Origin of the sequence: Pseudomonas sp. YQ_5, from assembly GCF_043103305.1 — a bacterium.
GTDB classification, from domain to species: Bacteria; Pseudomonadota; Gammaproteobacteria; order Pseudomonadales; family Pseudomonadaceae; genus Aquipseudomonas; species Aquipseudomonas putida_Y.
This window is the reverse complement of record NZ_JBICJS010000053.1, coordinates 109,472-124,360: the sequence shown is the minus strand read 5'-3', so window position 1 is coordinate 124,360 and position 14,889 is coordinate 109,472. Positions and strand designations below refer to the sequence as shown.

Genomic DNA, 14,889 nt, shown 5'->3' with positions numbered 1-14,889 from the left:
CATGCGTTGCCTGATGTTCGTTTGCCTGCTGATCTGCAGCCTGTCCTCGTTCGCCCTCGACCGCTCGCGGGTTGAAGGCTACCTGTTGCCTAATGGTCTGCAGGTCATCCTGAAAAACGGTTACGAACGTGACCATGTGGCGATTCGTCTGGTGGTCGGCGTGGGCCTGGATGATTTCGACTGCGAGCAGAAAGAGCTGCCACACCTGCTTGAGCACCTGTTGTTCAGTGGTATCGACGAAACAGGCGAAGGTGGGCTGGAAGAGCGCTTGCAAGCGCTTGGCGGCGAGTGGAACGCTTATACCAGCAGTGCCGACACCACCTTTGTCATCGAGGCCCCGGCGCGCAACCAGCGCAAGGTCCTGGACCTGCTGTTGGCAGTAATCCGCGATACCCGCATCGACGCCAAGGCCTTGGCCACCGCCAAGCGCATCATAGAGCGCGAGGATGGCGGCCACTATGGCCACCTGCAGCGCTGGCTCGACCGCCAGGACATCGGCCATCCCGCCAGCAGTCAACTGGCCACCGAGCTGGGTCTGAAATGCCCGGAGCGTTCCAACCTCGACGACATGACCTTGGCGCAAGTCCAGGCTTTGCGTGACCGCTGGTACGCGGCCAACAACATGACCCTGATCATGGTCGGCGGCCTCGACCGCCTGCTTCCGGCCTATCTGGAGCGGTCCTTTGGCGAGCTGCCCACTACTGAACCCGAAGAGCGCCGCAACCTAGAAAGCATCACCCGACAGGCCGAGCAGCGTCGCAACCTGACCCGCGGCTGGCTGGGCGATGGCGTCAAACTGCACTGGCTGTTCATCGAACCGGTGCTGGACAACGACCACCAAACCACCCTCGACCTGCTGTCGCGCTACCTGGACTGGGCGCTGTACGACCAGCTGCGCCTGCGCAACGGGCTATCCTACGGCCCCTCCGTACAGCGTGAGAGCTTTGGCGACACCGGCCTGCTCAGCCTCAATGCGGACCTTGAGCGCGATGACATCGACAAGGCAATCAAGGTGATGCAGGGCCTGTTCGACCACCTGCGCAAAGAAGGCCTGGACCCAGACACCTTCGCCCGCATCAAGGAAGCCAGCATCGGCAAGGAAAGCTGGAGCACCCAAGGCAACAGTGCCTTGGCCGACTACTACTGGGGGGCGCTGAACGACTACACCGACGGGCGCTTTGCCAACCCGGTGCGCAAGCTGCGCCAGGTCAGCCTGGAACAGGCCAACGAGGCGCTGAAGGATCTACTCAAGGAAGATGGCTATGTGCGCATCGAAAAGCCGTTGCTAGGCTATGACGAGCTTTACGGGCTGATGGCCTTGCTTGTAGGGCTGGTCCTGGCGGCGGGGCTGTTGCGCTGGCGGCGGCAAAGGCCTGAGCGGCCCAGTGGTGCTACACGGCAGCGGTGATTCGGCGGTATCCTTTTGCCAGTACCGGACCTTTCGCGGGCTTGCCCGCGAAGAGGCTGGCACAGCCACCTCACTTTTCTGTTGTAGCCCCCAATGCCCCAAATCCCCCAAATCGTTCAGCGCATCATCGAACTCCTCAAGCGCTACCCCGGCATCATCGCGCTCGGCGGTTTCCTCTCCGGCATCGGCAGTTTCATCCTGGTCGACCGCCAGGCTGGCCTGGCCAGCTGGGTCGCCGTGCTCATGCTGGTCAGCTGGGTCTGGCTGATGCTGGAGAACACCCTCACCGGGCTGTTCACGCGCACTTTCAACCGCGAGATCCCTCAGCCGCTGTTGCGTTATGCAACGCAGATGATCCACCAGGAAACGCTGTTCTTCGTGCTGCCGTTCTTTTTCATCACCACCACCTGGAACAGCGGTCAGCTGGTCTTCACAGGCCTGCTCGGCGCCGCCGGCCTGGTCTCGATCATCGACCCGCTGTACTACAAGTGGCTGGCACCGCGGCGCTGGCTGTTCCTGGCGCTGCATACCCTAACGTTGTTCGCCGCTCTGCTGACCGCCCTCCCGATCATCCTGCACCTAACCACCGCACAAAGCTTCAAGCTGGCCCTGATCGCGGCCATGGTCCTTTCGTTCCCCAGCCTGGCCAGCAGCTTCCCGGTCAACAACTGGCGTCGTGCCGTGGCACTGGTGCTGGTTACCCTGTCGGTCGGAGCCGGGGGCTGGCTGCTGCGCTCCTGGGTACCGCCGGCAACCCTGTGGATGACCGAGGTGGCGGTGAGTACTGAGGTACTGAACCGCCAACCGGGCGATTCGCTGGACGAAATTGCCGCCAGCCGCATCCGCAGCAGTGGCCTGTATGCCTACACCGCCATCAACGCTCCACGCGGCCTGAACGAGCGGATCTACCATGTGTGGCAGAAGGACGGCCAGGAGGTCGACCGCATTGCCCTGGACATCCACGGCGGACGTAAGGAAGGCTATCGGGCCTGGACCCACAAGCAGAACTTCCCGCCCAACCCGGTAGGCAAGTGGCAGGTGAGGGTGCTGACCGAGGATGGGCAAGTGATCGGCGTGCTGCGCTTCAAGGTGGTCAATGATGCACCAGCTGCTAGTTGACCCCTGCCTTGCGCAGCACAAGCAGGCCCAGGTCACTGTTGCCAAGCGTACATACAGCACATAATCACCAAACACCCCATGCCCCCTGCGCTATGATCAGGCCCTAAGCCTTAGCGCCGAGTCAATTGCATGGAGCCTATGACCACCCCCAGCGCCACCCTGGACACCCGCAGCCAACCGGCCTGCCTGCGGGTTACCGGCGACTGGACCCTGGCACACTACGCCAACCTCAAGCGCGAGAGCGAGCGCCTGCGCACGCAGTGCCCTGACGACACCATCGCCGACCTCAGCCAGCTGGGCCGCCTGGACACCGCCGGCGCTTCGCTGCTGGCCGAACTGCTAGGCTCCGAGCGCCTGTCGCGCTGCACCCTCGAGCTGCCTGAAGCCAGCCGGGCGCTGCTGAAGAATGTCTACTGCTCGGTCCAGGATTACTGCATCCCGGTCAAAGAGCCCGAGCGCAATGTACTGTTGCAGCTGCTGGAGCGTATCGGTTGCGCCGTCGGCACGCTCTGGCAGGACAGCATGCAATTGCTTGGTTTCGTCGGTGTGATTCTCGAAACCTTGCTGCGCCGCGCCTTCCAGCCACATCGCTGGCGCTTCACTCCTGTGGTGGCACACATTGAACAGACCGGGCTGGATGCCGCGCCCATCGTTGCGTTGCTGACATTCCTGGTGGGCGCCGTAGTCGCGTTCCTCGGTGCCACGGTGCTGGCCGATTTCGGCGCGACCATTTTCACCGTCGACCTGGTTGCGTTCTCGTTCCTGCGCGAGTTCGCCGTGCTGCTGACAGCCATTCTCATGGCCGGCCGCACTGCCAGCGCGTTCACCGCACAGATCGGCTCGATGAAGGCCAACGAAGAAATTGACGCCATCCGCACTCTGGGCCTCAACCCCATGGAGCTGCTGGTGGTGCCGCGGGTACTGGCCCTGTTGATTTCACTACCGTTACTCACCTTTGTCGCGATGATCTGCGGCATCGTTGGTGGTGCAGTGGTATGCGCCCTGACGCTGGACATTTCGCCGGCCATGTTCCTGTCACTGCTGCAAAGCGACATTGGCGTGCAGCACTTCCTGGTAGGCCTGGCCAAGGCACCGTTCTTCGCCTTCCTGATCGCCGCCATCGGCTGCCTGGAAGGCTTCAAGGTCAGCGGCAGCGCCGAGTCGGTGGGGGCACACACCACCTCGGCAGTGGTGCAGTCGATTTTTGTGGTCATCGTGCTGGATGCGGTGGCAGCGCTGTTCTTCATGGAGATGGGCTGGTGAGTGGCCAGGATTGCGTAATCGAAGCCCGCGGCATCTGCAACCGCTTCGGCCGCCAGGTGGTGCATGAAAACCTTGACCTTGACCTGTACCGCGGCGAAATCCTCGCCGTGGTAGGCGGCTCAGGCAGCGGCAAGTCGGTGCTTCTGCGCAGCATCATTGGCCTGCGCCGGCCCAATGAAGGGCAGATCAAGGTACTCGGCCAGGACCTGACCGGCCTGCGCGAAGAACAGCGTTCACTGGTCGAACGGCGCTTTGGCGTGTTGTTCCAGAAGGGCGCGCTGTTCTCTTCGCTGACGGTGACCGAAAACGTGGCTTTGCCGCTGATCGAGCACGCCGGGCTGTCGCGCAATGATGCCGAGCACTTGGCCGGGGTGAAACTGGCCCTTGCCGGGTTGCCGATTTCGGCTGCCGACAAGTATCCGGCCTCGTTGTCAGGCGGCATGATCAAGCGCGCAGCGCTGGCCCGCGCCTTGGCCCTGGACCCGGACATCCTTTTTCTCGACGAGCCCACGGCTGGCCTGGACCCGATCGGTGCTGCAGCATTTGACCAGTTGATCCTTACCCTGCGCGATGCTCTGGGCCTGTCGGTGTTCCTGATCACCCACGACCTCGACACCCTGTACACCATCACCGACCGCATCGCGGTGCTGTCGCAGAAGAAAGTCCTGGTGGCCGGCCCGCTGGCCGAGGTCGAGAAAACCAACGACACCTGGATCCAAGAATACTTTCACGGCCCACGCGGGCGTGCAGCCGAACAGGCTGCCACCCGTGCCGGGCAGGAGCGCTGAGCAATGGAAACCCGAGCCCATCACGTCCTCATCGGCCTGGTCACCGTTCTGGTGGTGGCCGGGGCCATGCTGTTCGGCCTGTGGCTGGCCAAGTCCAGTGTCGACGACGCCTTCAAGGATTACGAAGTAGTATTCAACGAAGCCGTGTCTGGCCTTTCCCGTGGCAGCACGGTGCAGTACAACGGCATCAAGGTGGGCGACGTGTCCACCCTGCGCCTGGACCCGAAAGACCCGCGCCGGGTATTGGCACGGGTGCGTCTGAGCGCCGATACCCCGGTGAAGGAAGACACCCAGGCCAAACTGACCCTGGCCGGCGTCACCGGCAACTCGTTCATCCAGCTCAGCGGCGGCACCCCGCAAAGCCCCGAGCTTAAAGGCAAGGATGGCAAGCTGCCGGTGATCGTCGCTTCGCCATCGCCAATCTCGCGTCTGCTCAACGACAGCAGCGACCTGGTGACCAACATCAACATGCTGCTACACAACGCCAACCAGATGTTCTCCGAGGACAACATAGGCCACCTCAGCAACACGCTGGCCAACCTCGACAAGACCACCGGCGCCTTTGCCGGCCAGCACGGCAGCATCGCCGAGGCCATCGAGCAGCTGGTGCAGGTTGGCAAGCAGGCCAGTGCCACCCTGGCCGAAACCCAGGTGCTGATGCGAAATGCCAACGGCCTGCTGGGTAGCGAAGGCAAACAGGCGATCGGCAGCGCCGAACAGGCCATGCAGTCACTGGCCCAAAGCACGGCAACCATCAATAACCTGCTCAAGAACAACAGCGAGGCTATCGGTGACGGCGCCCAGAGCCTGAACCAACTCGCCCCAGCCATTCGCGAACTGCGCGAAACCCTTAACGCACTCAAAGGCATTTCCCGGCAACTGGAAGCCGATCCAAGCGGCTACCTGCTGGGCCGCGACAATAACAAGGAGTTCCAGCCATGAATCCGTCGCTACGCCTGCTGACCCTTGTGGTTGCGCTGAGCCTGGCCAGCGCCTGCTCGATCCTGCCGAAAAGCGAACCTGTGGACCTTTATCGCCTGCCGGTGAATCAACCCAGCCGCACGGCACCGGCGCTGGACTGGTCATTGCGCCTGAACAAGCCGCTGGCCAGCGAAGTGTTGGCCGGGCCAAGGATTGCCGTGATTCCCCAAGGCAATGTGGTGAGCAGCTACAAGGGCGCGCGCTGGAGCGATGCGGCCCCGGTGCTGCTGCGCAACCGCTTGCTCGATGGGTTCCAGCGAGAGGGCCAGGTACAGCGCCTCAGCGCCGACGACAGCAACCTGCAGGCTGACTACGAGTTGGCCGGCGAGCTGCTGGCATTTCAGAGTGAATACCGCACAGATGGGGGAGTGGAGGTTGTGATCCGCTATGACGCTCGCTTGGTCCAGGGCCGCAACCAACGCATTCTGGCCAGCAAGCGCTTCGAAATCCGACAACCGCTGGACGATACACGGGTATCAGCAGTGGTCGCCGGCTTCGGCCAGGCCAGCGACCAACTGGTGGGGCAAGTCGTGAACTGGACCATCACCCAGGCCAATCAGGCACAGCTGAAGGTTCAGGCAAAGAACCAATAGCAGACAAAGATCGCCGCGATCACGCCGGACAACTCAGCCAGCAGCGCGCATCCCACCGCATGGCGCACGCGCTGGATGCCCACGGCACCAAAGTACACCGCCAACACATAGAAGGTGGTTTCGGTACTGCCCTGGATAGTCGCCGCCAGCAGCGCCGGAAAACTGTCCACGCCGTGGGTCTGCATGGTCTCGATCAGCATCGCCCGTGCAGCGCTGCCAGAGAGCGGTTTGACCAGCGCTGTCGGCAAGCCTTCGACGAAGCGTGTATCCATGCCCATCCAGTTCACCGCATGGCGAATGCCTTCCAAGGCCAGCTCAAGGGCACCTGACGCACGTAGCACACCCACCGCCACCAACATCGCCACCAGGTAAGGCAACAGGTTCTTGGCCACATCAAAGCCTTCCTTGGCGCCTTCGACAAAGGCTTCATATACCTGCACGCGTCTCAGGGCGCCGATCACCAGGAACAACGTGATCACGCCAAACAACGTGAGGTTGCCCAGGACTGACGACAGACTTGCCAGCGCAGCCGCCGACAACGAGCCAAGAAAAGCCATGAAACCACCCAGCAGCAAAGCGCCGGGAATAAAGTAGGCGAGCACGACCGGATCCCACAGGCGTAAGCGCTGCATCACCGCCACTGACAGCAGGCCAACCAAGGTCGAGACGCTGGTAGCCAGCAAGATTGGCAGGAACACCATGGCCGGGTCTGCCGCACCTTGCTGGGCCCGATACATGAAGATGGTCACCGGCAGCAGGGTCAGCGACGAGGCGTTGAGCACAAGGAACAGAATCTGCGCATTGCTTGCCGTAGTGCTGCTGGGGTTCAGCTCCTGCAGCGCCCGCATGGCCTTCAGGCCAATCGGCGTGGCGGCATTGTCCAGGCCCAGGCCGTTGGCGGCGAAGTTCATGGTGATCAGGCCCAGGGCCGGGTGGCCAGGCGGCACCTCCGGCATCAAACGAGCGAACAGCGGGCCCAAAACCTTGGCCAGCCATTCGACGATGCCGGCTTTTTCGGCGATTTTGAGAAAGCCCAGCCATAGGGTCAGCGTGCCGAACAGCAACACCATTACCTCGACCGACAGCTTGGCCATGGCGAAGATGCTTTCGACCATTGCCGCGAAGATGCCAGCGTTGCCACCTACCAGCCATTGGGCCAGGGCGGACACCGCCGCCACCAGGAAAAAGCCGAGCCAAAGGCCGTTGAGCATCCGTATGTTCCCCCTCAAAAGTGCCCGAATAATAGCGTATCGCAGCCTGTGACTGGCGATCGCGAGCCTTTGCAGGTGCGGCTCAAAATCTCGCAGATAACAAAAAGCCCCGACAAGTCGGGGCTCTTGGTCAAACAGCCATCAGGCTCAGCGCTTGGCGGTTTCGCCAACCACTACAGCTTCCCGCTTCTCGGCCATCAGCGAGGCATAGTACTTCTCGCCCTTGGCCGCGTCGTACATGCCTTCCCAGCGAGCAATGACCAACGCAGCCAAGGCGTTGCCCACAACGTTCAGCGCAGTCCGGGCCATGTCCATGATGCGGTCCACACCGGCGATGAAGGCCAGGCCTTCCAGCGGGATGCCCACGCTGCCCAGGGTGGCCAGCAGTACCACGAACGATACGCCCGGCACACCAGCGATACCTTTGGAGGTGACCATCAGGGTCAGTACCAGCAGGAGTTGCTGGCTCCACGACAGGTCGATACCGTACAGCTGAGCAATGAAGATCGCCGCGATGCTCTGGTACAGGGTCGAACCGTCGAGGTTGAACGAGTAGCCGGTCGGAACCACGAACGAGCAGATCGACTTTGGCGCACCGTACTTCTCCATCTTCTCGATCACCCGCGGCAGCACGGTTTCCGAACTGGAGGTGGAGTAGGCCAGGATCAGCTCATCTTTCATGATGCGCATGATCTTGATCACCGAGAAGCCGAACACGCGGGCCACCAGGCCCAGCACCATGAAGGCGAAGAAGGCGATCGCGAAGTACACCAGCAGCACCAGCTTGGCCAGCGGCAGCAGCGAGCTGAAACCGAAGTTGGCCACGGTCACGGCAATCAGGGCGAACACGCCGATCGGGGCGTAGTTCATGATCATGTGAGTGACCTTGAACATGGTTTCCGAGACGGCCTGGAAGGTACGAACCAGCGGGTCACGCAGCTCTGCCTGCAGGCTCGACAGGCCCAGGCCGAACATCACCGAGAAGAAGATGATCGGCAGCATTTCGCCACGCATCAGCGCTGCGAAGATGTTCGACGGGATCAGGTTCAGCAGGGTTTCGATGAACGCGTGCTCATGCTGCACTTCGGCCGCTGTCGCCTGGTACTTGGAGATGTCCACAGTGCCCAGAGTGCTCATGTCGATGCCGGCGCCCGGATGGAACAGGTTTGCCAGCACCAGGCCTACGACGATGGCGATCGTGGTCACTACTTCGAAGTAGATGATGGTCTTCAGGCCGATGCTGCCCAGTTTCTTCGCGTCGCCAACACCGGCGATACCCACGATCAGCGACGAAATCACGATCGGGACAACGATCATCTTGATCAGGCGGATGAAGATGTCACCAGCGGGCTGAAGGACGTTGCTGATCCACCATGCCTTTTCTGCACTGAAATGATTCAGTAGCGCGCCGATTGCAACACCCAGGACCAGACCGATGACGATCTGCCAGGCGAGGCTCAGTTTTGCCTTCTTCATGTCTTTACCCTTTGTTTTAGTGGTCATGGCACCTGGCGGAAACGCGCGTAACAGAGCCATGGGCAAGGTCACGGGCAGTAAGGGCTTCCGTAAGGCGACGTCATGTAAGGACACCGCAGGCGAGCGACAAGGCGCTCTGGCCAGCGAAAAAGGCGGCAACTATTGCGACGGCAAGGGGCGAAAGCTAATGCCGGAAACGCATAACCCATGCCGTTTATGCATACTATTTTCGACCTAGCCGGCAGCTTCGCAAGTGCTTGATTTATAACATTCGGAATCCCGAACAAGACCAAACCGCCATATTTCGGCAGATTTGGCAGTACAGATTGGGTATGAAAGATGGCCTGTTCGACAATCCGAATGGCGGAAATGCCACTTGTAGGCGCACCGAGATAGTCGAAAAAAATTTGATGTACGGTCGAGACAAAATGTGTCTCAAGGGAAAAAACGCGCAAGGGAAGCGACGTTTCATACAGGCTCCTCGGAAGTCAGGTCTCGCAAGGTATCCCTGTGACACCGCCGACCTGAGACTTCCGATTTCGCCTTTCCTGACCCGGCCCATTACTGGAGGCACTCCCTGTACCCCTAGGCCACTCCGATCCTGTAACAACCAGAACAGCCCGGCCCCTTGGTCATGTGCTACCCCTCCTCGGGGCGGCGCATCATAGAAGGCTGAACTATAGAAAGCTTCAGCTTCTATTACGTGACAGTGAGTGACCTTTCATCCGTACCGGCAACAAATGCTCAGTACCAGTTCGGGTCACGCTTGAGCTGCTCCTGCAGCATTGCCTTCATGCCGTCGTCGGGTTCGCCCAGCCAGCGATACTGCGCGTGACGGGTGGGCGACTTGTCGCTCGGCAAACCTTCGGGTACCTCCACCAGCATCCCGTAGGCATCATCCTTGTCCCAACTGAACGCCACGATCAGCCGCTTGTAGGTGCAATTGTCCTGTTTTTCGCACAACGGGCCGACCAGGTACTTGTCGCCGTCTTCAGTAACGGCAGACATCTGCTGCTGGGCACTGCCGGTCAGGTTGACCACCCAATCGGGTAGGCGTTCCTCGCCTTCGATGGTGTCCTGCCAGGTTTCCCGGTACTCCGGGTCCGAGCCGAGTAGCTGGTCGACCCGAACCTGGCCGTCATTGGCCGCCATGGCTGCCGCGCTACCGCCCAGCAGCAGGGCGGCGACCACGGCTGAACGAAGCTTCCTGCCCATCTTCAACCTCGCCCGCGTCCAAAGAAGAAGGAGGCTACAAACAACACCAGGAAGACAATGAACAGGATCTTGGCGATACCTGTAGCAGCGCCCGCAATACCACCGAAGCCCAGTACGGCGGCGACAATGGCGATGATGAGGAAAGTGATAGCCCAACTCAGCATGGTAGTTCTCCTTTCTTTTTGCGGAATCGATCCGGCCGTCAGGTCAAAAAACCCAGCGCTCCTGAGGAACAACTTTTTCCACAGTGGCCGGTGATGCAATGGCCTGGCCAGCTGGCTGCCAGTCAGCGGCCTTGACCAAGGTGTTGGCACGAGTTGCCTGAATCTGCGTCAACAGGGCAGTTTGAGCTGCCACCTGCTCAGCCAGACGCGCCGTCTGCAAGCTGTAATAGAAGAGGCCAGCGGCCAAGGTCAGCAGCATCGCCATGCCGAGGGTCAGCACCTGGCGCAAAGGCAGTGCGGCGCTCTGCGAGCGGGCGACGGGTTGGCGATTCATGCTGGCTCCTCCTGCTGTAATTTTTGTTCAAACCTGAACAGGTAATTGCAGCCTGCATGCCAGCCTTTTGATTTTGATAAAATCGTTATAAATCAATTGGTTATGCAGTTAACAGTTACACCACAAGGACGTATCCTGCACGATGACGCCTGTGGGGTCGTGCGAATTGCACGATCAGCCTTCGACCTTGGTGGCCACCTTCAGCAGGTCAGCATCCACGCCACGTACGCCGATGATCTGCCGGGCGATCTCCACAGCGATGGTTTTCTGCTCCGCGCTAACCACCTCGCCCGAGAGCCGCACCATGCCTGCTTCGCTGACCACCCTCAGGTTCAGGCCATCGAGGTTGCGACTGAAGCGATAGCTGCTCTGGACCTTGTCGACGATCCAGCTGTCGCTTGGTTGCGGCCCGGTTGGCGCGCCCACTGGTGTTTCCCGCGCCTTGGCCATGGCGGCGGTATCGAGGCTGACCAGGTTGTTGACCAGATACACGCCGTCGGTGGTACGCGCTATCACGCCCGCCAGCTCCTTGGCTTCGGCACTGTCGACCTTGCCACGCAACGTCACCACACCCTCACTGCTTTGTACTTCTATAGGTGCCTTTTCGGTGGTACGGCTCCACAACAGCCGAGCACGCACCACAGCAGACAGGGTCACGTCTTCCAGGCGCTGAGCGTAGGCACGCAGCTCCAGCGGACGCTCCACCAGTTGGGTATTGAGCTGTAGCAGGTTCTCCACCTGCTCGATGCCCCGGGTAGCACGGGCCACATCCTCGGCCAGCTGCCGCTCGACCTCGTTCTCCACCTCACCGGAAAGCCGCGCTTGCTTGCCGTTCACTTCAACCTTGATACGAAACGGGTCGAGCATCCGGTTCAGTGACAAAGCGGTCTGCAGGGCGCCTTCCAGGCGCGCGTCCTGCACAGGGTCGGCGAATGCTGGGGTAAATATTGGCAACAGGGTGACGGCCAAAACGGCTGTACGCAGGGAAAAGGGCATGACAGTGCCTCCTTCGTGGGCAAAATCTGAAAATCATCGCAACCAATGTGCCAGCGCGTGCCTCTAAGCAAATCATTGAAGAATCGCGGCTCGTGGGCATCGTTTGGCCATTGGCTAGCATGCAAAGGACAGAATCCTTCAGAATTGACCATGCAACTTGCCCGATTTTTCCCACACTAAATAAAGATCTATCCTAAGGAGCACAGGAAATGGAATCAGCCCAGGACAACCAAGGCCGCATTCTGCTGGTGGATGACGAGTCCGCAATCCTGCGCACCTTCCGCTACTGCCTGGAAGACGAGGGCTACAGCGTGGCCACGGCCAACAGTGCCGCCCAGGCAGAGAGCCTGCTGCAACGCCAGGTGTTCGACCTGTGCTTCCTCGATTTGCGCCTGGGTGAAGACAACGGCCTCGACGTGCTGGCGCAAATGCGTATCCAGGCCCCGTGGATGCGGGTGGTGATCGTCACTGCGCACTCGGCGATCGACACCGCAGTAGACGCCATCCAGGCCGGCGCTGCCGACTACCTTGTCAAACCGTGCAGCCCCGACCAGTTACGCCTGGCCACCGCCAAGCAACTGGAGGTGCGCCAGCTTTCTGCGCGCCTGGAAGCTCTGGAAGGTGAAGTACGCAAACCCAAGGACGGCCTCGATTCCCATAGCCCGGCCATGATGGCGGTGCTTGAAACTGCCCGCCAAGTCGCCATCACCGACGCCAACATCCTCATCCTTGGCGAATCGGGTACCGGCAAGGGCGAGCTGGCACGGGCCATCCATGGCTGGAGCAAACGTGCACGCAAAGCCTGTGTGACCATCAACTGCCCATCGCTTAACGCCGAGTTGATGGAAAGCGAGCTATTCGGCCATACCCGCGGCGCCTTCACCGGCGCCAGCGAAAGTACCCTGGGGCGGGTCAGCCAGGCTGACGGGGGCACGCTATTCCTCGACGAGATCGGCGATTTCCCGCTGACCTTGCAACCCAAACTGCTGCGTTTCATCCAGGACAAGGAATACGAACGCGTCGGTGACCCGGTTACCCGACGTGCCGATGTGCGTATCCTGGCTGCCACCAACCTCAACCTCGAAGAGATGGTGCGCGAAAGCCGCTTCCGCGAAGACCTGCTGTATCGCTTGAACGTGATTACCCTGCACCTGCCCCCCCTGCGCGAGCGCAGTGAAGACATCCTCATCCTGGCCGACCGCTTCCTCGCCCGTTTCGTCAAGGAATACTCCCGCCCCGCTCGTGGTTTCAGTGATGAGGCGCGCGCCGCCCTGCTCAATTACCGCTGGCCCGGCAACATTCGCGAACTGCGCAACGTAGTAGAACGGGCCAGCATCATCTGCCCGCAGGAGCGCGTGGAACTCAGCCACCTGGGCATGGGTGAACAACCCGCCGGCAATGCCCCACGCGTAGGTGCCGCGCTTAGCCTGGATGAGCTGGAACGTGCCCATATCGGTGCCGTACTGGCCGCCAGCGATACCCTCGATCAAGCCGCCAAGACCTTGGGCATCGATGCTTCTACCCTGTACCGCAAGCGCAAGCAGTACAACCTATGAAATGGCCGCCCATGAAGCTGCGCACGCGGCTTTTCCTTAGCATCTCGGCGCTCATCACTGTGGCGTTGCTAGGGCTGCTGCTGGGCCTGGTCAGCATGCTGCAGATGGCTACAGTGCAACAGCAGCTGGTGCGCGATACCACCCATGCCCTGGAAGTCGGGCTGAAGTTGCGCCAGAACCTGGGCGAACAGCTGATGCTGATTCTCGATGAGAACACCGCCCCGGAAAGCCTGCGGCTGCTGCAGGACAACTTCCAGGACCTGCTCAACCAAGGGCTGGAGCAAGGCGGTGAGCGCACCGGTTTCAGCAAAGCCAGCAGCAATTACCAGTCCTTCCTCCAGACCTATCGCGACAGCGCCACACCCGCTCGCAGCATGGGTGTCGATCAGCCGCTTGGAGCTGCGTTCAATCAGGTGCGCACCGACCTGATCGATTCCCACAAGCAAGCATTGGACCTGATTACCCGCAGCGAGGAACGCACCCGTGACCGCGCCTTGCTGGTCAGTGGTGTACTCGGCCTGATGGGGCTGGTGGTATTGGTACTGGGCTTTATCACCGCGCACAACATCGCCCGGCGTTTCGGCCAACCGATCGAAGCCTTGGCCAAGGCAGCCGACCAATTGGGCAAGGGCAATTTCGACGTTACCTTGCCGGTCACCCAGGCCGCCGAGCTTAACCAGCTGACCCGCCGTTTTGGTCTGATGGCCGATGCCTTGCGCAAGCACCAGGCCACCAACGTTGACGAACTGTTGGCCGGCCAGCAGCGTTTACAAGCCGTGCTCGACAGCATCGACGACGGCCTGCTGATCATCGACCGCCAGGGCCGCCTCGAGCACCTCAACCCGGTGGCACAGCGTCAGCTGGGCTGGAACGACAGCCGCGTGGGCAGCAGCCTGGTCGAAGCCTTGCAGCGACCCGAGCTTGAGCAACAACTGCGCCAGGTTCTGCGCGGGGGCAGCCTCGACCGCCCACCGGACGACCTGAACATGGAGGTTGATGAAGAATCACGTCTGCTCACCTACAGCCTGACCCCCGTCAGCCACCCGCAGGGGCCAATCCTCGGCGCGGTGATGGTACTGCACGATGTGACCGAGCAAAGGGCCTTCGAGCGGGTGCGCAGCGAGTTCGTGCTGCGCGCCTCCCACGAACTGCGCACCCCGGTGACCGGCATGCACATGGCCTTCGGCCTGCTGCGCGAGCGGGTCAAGTTCCCGCCCGAGGCCCGCGAGTACGACCTGCTGGAAACCATCGGCGAAGAAATGCAGCGCCTGACCCAACTGATCAATGACCTGCTCAACTTCTCCCGTTATCAAAGCGGGTTGCAAAAGCTCGAGCTGGCCCCCTGTGCCATCGACGAACTGCTGGAGCAGGCGCAATTGCGCTTTGCCGAACAGGCTGCGAACAAGCAGATCGAACTGATCAAGGAACTGGACCCGCCGCTACCGCGTATCCAGGCCGACGTCGCCCAACTGGACCGCGTGCTGGACAACCTGCTGCACAACGCCATCCGCCACACTGCCAACGGCGGGCGCATACGCCTGCATGCCCGACGCCATGCGGAACGGGTGATCATCAGCGTCGAGGACAACGGCGAGGGCATTTCCTATGGGCAGCAAGGGCGCATCTTCGAGCCCTTCGTGCAGGTAGGTCGCAAGAAAGGCGGCGCTGGGCTGGGCCTGGCGCTGTGCAAGGAGATTGTGCAGTTGCACGGAGGGCGCATGGGCGTGTTTTCCCGGCCAGGGCAGGGGACCCAATTCTACATGGCGTTGCCGGTCTGACTGCTTT

Annotated in this window: 14 protein-coding genes; 8 read left to right on the top strand and 6 right to left on the bottom strand. The window is 61.1% G+C overall.

Features of this window, described 5'->3' with window-relative positions:
* The first annotated feature begins 1 nt into the window (after nucleotide 1).
* The 6 genes from ACF8EA_RS12375 to ACF8EA_RS12350 all read left to right on the top strand — a co-directional run bounded on the left by ACF8EA_RS12375 (nucleotide 2) and on the right by ACF8EA_RS12350 (nucleotide 6,152).
* Nucleotides 2-1,408: a M16 family metallopeptidase gene (locus ACF8EA_RS12375; protein ID WP_392520126.1), complete on the top strand. Its 1,407-nt coding sequence runs from the start codon at nucleotides 2-4 to the stop codon at nucleotides 1,406-1,408.
* A gap of 93 nt (nucleotides 1,409-1,501) precedes the next feature.
* Entirely contained in the window at nucleotides 1,502-2,527 is a 1,026-nt protein-coding gene (locus tag ACF8EA_RS12370; protein WP_392520125.1) for a DUF5924 family protein, read from the top strand.
* Nucleotides 2,528-2,656: 129 nt separating this feature from the next.
* Complete coding sequence (locus tag ACF8EA_RS12365) at nucleotides 2,657-3,790, top strand: ABC transporter permease (protein ID WP_021784615.1); 1,134 nt, start codon at nucleotides 2,657-2,659, stop codon at nucleotides 3,788-3,790.
* Nucleotides 3,787-4,578 carry an ABC transporter ATP-binding protein gene (locus tag ACF8EA_RS12360; protein WP_014754977.1) on the top strand — a complete coding sequence of 264 codons (792 nt, stop codon included), beginning with the start codon at nucleotides 3,787-3,789 and terminating at the stop codon, nucleotides 4,576-4,578. Before ACF8EA_RS12365 ends, ACF8EA_RS12360 begins: the two co-directional genes overlap by 4 nt.
* 3 nt (nucleotides 4,579-4,581) lie before the next feature.
* Nucleotides 4,582-5,520 carry an MlaD family protein gene (locus ACF8EA_RS12355; protein WP_275967249.1) on the top strand — a complete coding sequence of 313 codons (939 nt, stop codon included), beginning with the start codon at nucleotides 4,582-4,584 and terminating at the stop codon, nucleotides 5,518-5,520.
* Nucleotides 5,517-6,152 carry an ABC-type transport auxiliary lipoprotein family protein gene (locus ACF8EA_RS12350; RefSeq protein WP_392522146.1) on the top strand — a complete coding sequence of 212 codons (636 nt, stop codon included), beginning with the start codon at nucleotides 5,517-5,519 and terminating at the stop codon, nucleotides 6,150-6,152. The genes ACF8EA_RS12355 and ACF8EA_RS12350 overlap by 4 nt, the downstream gene beginning before the upstream one ends.
* On the opposite strand, the gene ACF8EA_RS12345 is transcribed toward ACF8EA_RS12350, so the two are convergent.
* The 6 genes from ACF8EA_RS12345 to ACF8EA_RS12320 form a co-directional block, all read right to left on the bottom strand.
* A complete protein-coding gene (locus tag ACF8EA_RS12345) occupies nucleotides 6,134-7,363 on the bottom strand; it encodes a nucleoside recognition domain-containing protein (RefSeq protein ID WP_021784612.1) in 1,230 nt (409 codons plus the stop codon). The two genes, ACF8EA_RS12350 and ACF8EA_RS12345, sit on opposite strands and share 19 nt — an antisense overlap.
* Before the next feature lie 147 nt (nucleotides 7,364-7,510).
* Nucleotides 7,511-8,839 (bottom strand): glutamate/aspartate:proton symporter GltP, encoded by a 1,329-nt coding sequence (gene gltP / locus ACF8EA_RS12340; RefSeq protein ID WP_209968883.1) that lies wholly within the window; start codon nucleotides 8,837-8,839, stop codon nucleotides 7,511-7,513.
* 744 nt (nucleotides 8,840-9,583) lie between these two features.
* Nucleotides 9,584-10,054, bottom strand: coding sequence for an inhibitor of vertebrate lysozyme family protein (locus tag ACF8EA_RS12335; protein ID WP_021784610.1), 471 nt, complete (start codon nucleotides 10,052-10,054; stop codon nucleotides 9,584-9,586).
* Nucleotides 10,055-10,056: 2 nt separating this feature from the next.
* On the bottom strand, nucleotides 10,057-10,218 hold the full coding sequence (locus tag ACF8EA_RS12330) for a DUF1328 domain-containing protein (protein ID WP_003252966.1): 162 nt from the start codon (nucleotides 10,216-10,218) through the stop codon (nucleotides 10,057-10,059).
* A 43-nt stretch (nucleotides 10,219-10,261) separates the two neighbouring features.
* Nucleotides 10,262-10,552 carry a hypothetical protein gene (locus ACF8EA_RS12325; protein ID WP_021784609.1) on the bottom strand — a complete coding sequence of 97 codons (291 nt, stop codon included), beginning with the start codon at nucleotides 10,550-10,552 and terminating at the stop codon, nucleotides 10,262-10,264.
* Between the two features lie 174 nt (nucleotides 10,553-10,726).
* Nucleotides 10,727-11,548: a BON domain-containing protein gene (locus ACF8EA_RS12320; protein WP_021784608.1), complete on the bottom strand. Its 822-nt coding sequence runs from the start codon at nucleotides 11,546-11,548 to the stop codon at nucleotides 10,727-10,729.
* Nucleotides 11,549-11,757: 209 nt separating this feature from the next.
* Between ACF8EA_RS12320 and algB the strand changes: the two genes are divergently transcribed.
* Together algB and ACF8EA_RS12310 are read left to right on the top strand one after the other, a co-directional pair.
* Nucleotides 11,758-13,104 carry a sigma-54-dependent response regulator transcription factor AlgB gene (gene algB, locus ACF8EA_RS12315; RefSeq protein WP_103443599.1) on the top strand — a complete coding sequence of 449 codons (1,347 nt, stop codon included), beginning with the start codon at nucleotides 11,758-11,760 and terminating at the stop codon, nucleotides 13,102-13,104.
* On the top strand, nucleotides 13,101-14,882 hold the full coding sequence (locus ACF8EA_RS12310) for a KinB sensor domain-containing domain (protein WP_021784606.1): 1,782 nt from the start codon (nucleotides 13,101-13,103) through the stop codon (nucleotides 14,880-14,882). Before algB ends, ACF8EA_RS12310 begins: the two co-directional genes overlap by 4 nt.
* Nucleotides 14,883-14,889 lie beyond the last annotated feature (7 nt).

What these genes read in the sequence shown, in the direction of transcription:
- ACF8EA_RS12375 (WP_392520126.1), top strand. Translation starts at nt 2, where the DNA reads ATGCGTTGCCTGATGTTCGTTTGCCTGCTGATCTGCAGCCTGTCCTCG.
- gltP (WP_209968883.1), bottom strand. Translation starts at nt 8,839, where the DNA reads ATGAAGAAGGCAAAACTGAGCCTCGCCTGGCAGATCGTCATCGGTCTG.
- ACF8EA_RS12350 (WP_392522146.1), top strand. Translation starts at nt 5,517, where the DNA reads ATGAATCCGTCGCTACGCCTGCTGACCCTTGTGGTTGCGCTGAGCCTG.
- ACF8EA_RS12330 (WP_003252966.1), bottom strand. Translation starts at nt 10,218, where the DNA reads ATGCTGAGTTGGGCTATCACTTTCCTCATCATCGCCATTGTCGCCGCC.
- ACF8EA_RS12365 (WP_021784615.1), top strand. Translation starts at nt 2,657, where the DNA reads ATGGAGCCTATGACCACCCCCAGCGCCACCCTGGACACCCGCAGCCAA.
- ACF8EA_RS12355 (WP_275967249.1), top strand. Translation starts at nt 4,582, where the DNA reads ATGGAAACCCGAGCCCATCACGTCCTCATCGGCCTGGTCACCGTTCTG.
- algB (WP_103443599.1), top strand. Translation starts at nt 11,758, where the DNA reads ATGGAATCAGCCCAGGACAACCAAGGCCGCATTCTGCTGGTGGATGAC.
- ACF8EA_RS12310 (WP_021784606.1), top strand. Translation starts at nt 13,101, where the DNA reads ATGAAATGGCCGCCCATGAAGCTGCGCACGCGGCTTTTCCTTAGCATC.
- ACF8EA_RS12325 (WP_021784609.1), bottom strand. Translation starts at nt 10,552, where the DNA reads ATGAATCGCCAACCCGTCGCCCGCTCGCAGAGCGCCGCACTGCCTTTG.
- ACF8EA_RS12370 (WP_392520125.1), top strand. Translation starts at nt 1,502, where the DNA reads ATGCCCCAAATCCCCCAAATCGTTCAGCGCATCATCGAACTCCTCAAG.
- ACF8EA_RS12335 (WP_021784610.1), bottom strand. Translation starts at nt 10,054, where the DNA reads ATGGGCAGGAAGCTTCGTTCAGCCGTGGTCGCCGCCCTGCTGCTGGGC.
- ACF8EA_RS12345 (WP_021784612.1), bottom strand. Translation starts at nt 7,363, where the DNA reads ATGCTCAACGGCCTTTGGCTCGGCTTTTTCCTGGTGGCGGCGGTGTCC.
- ACF8EA_RS12320 (WP_021784608.1), bottom strand. Translation starts at nt 11,548, where the DNA reads ATGCCCTTTTCCCTGCGTACAGCCGTTTTGGCCGTCACCCTGTTGCCA.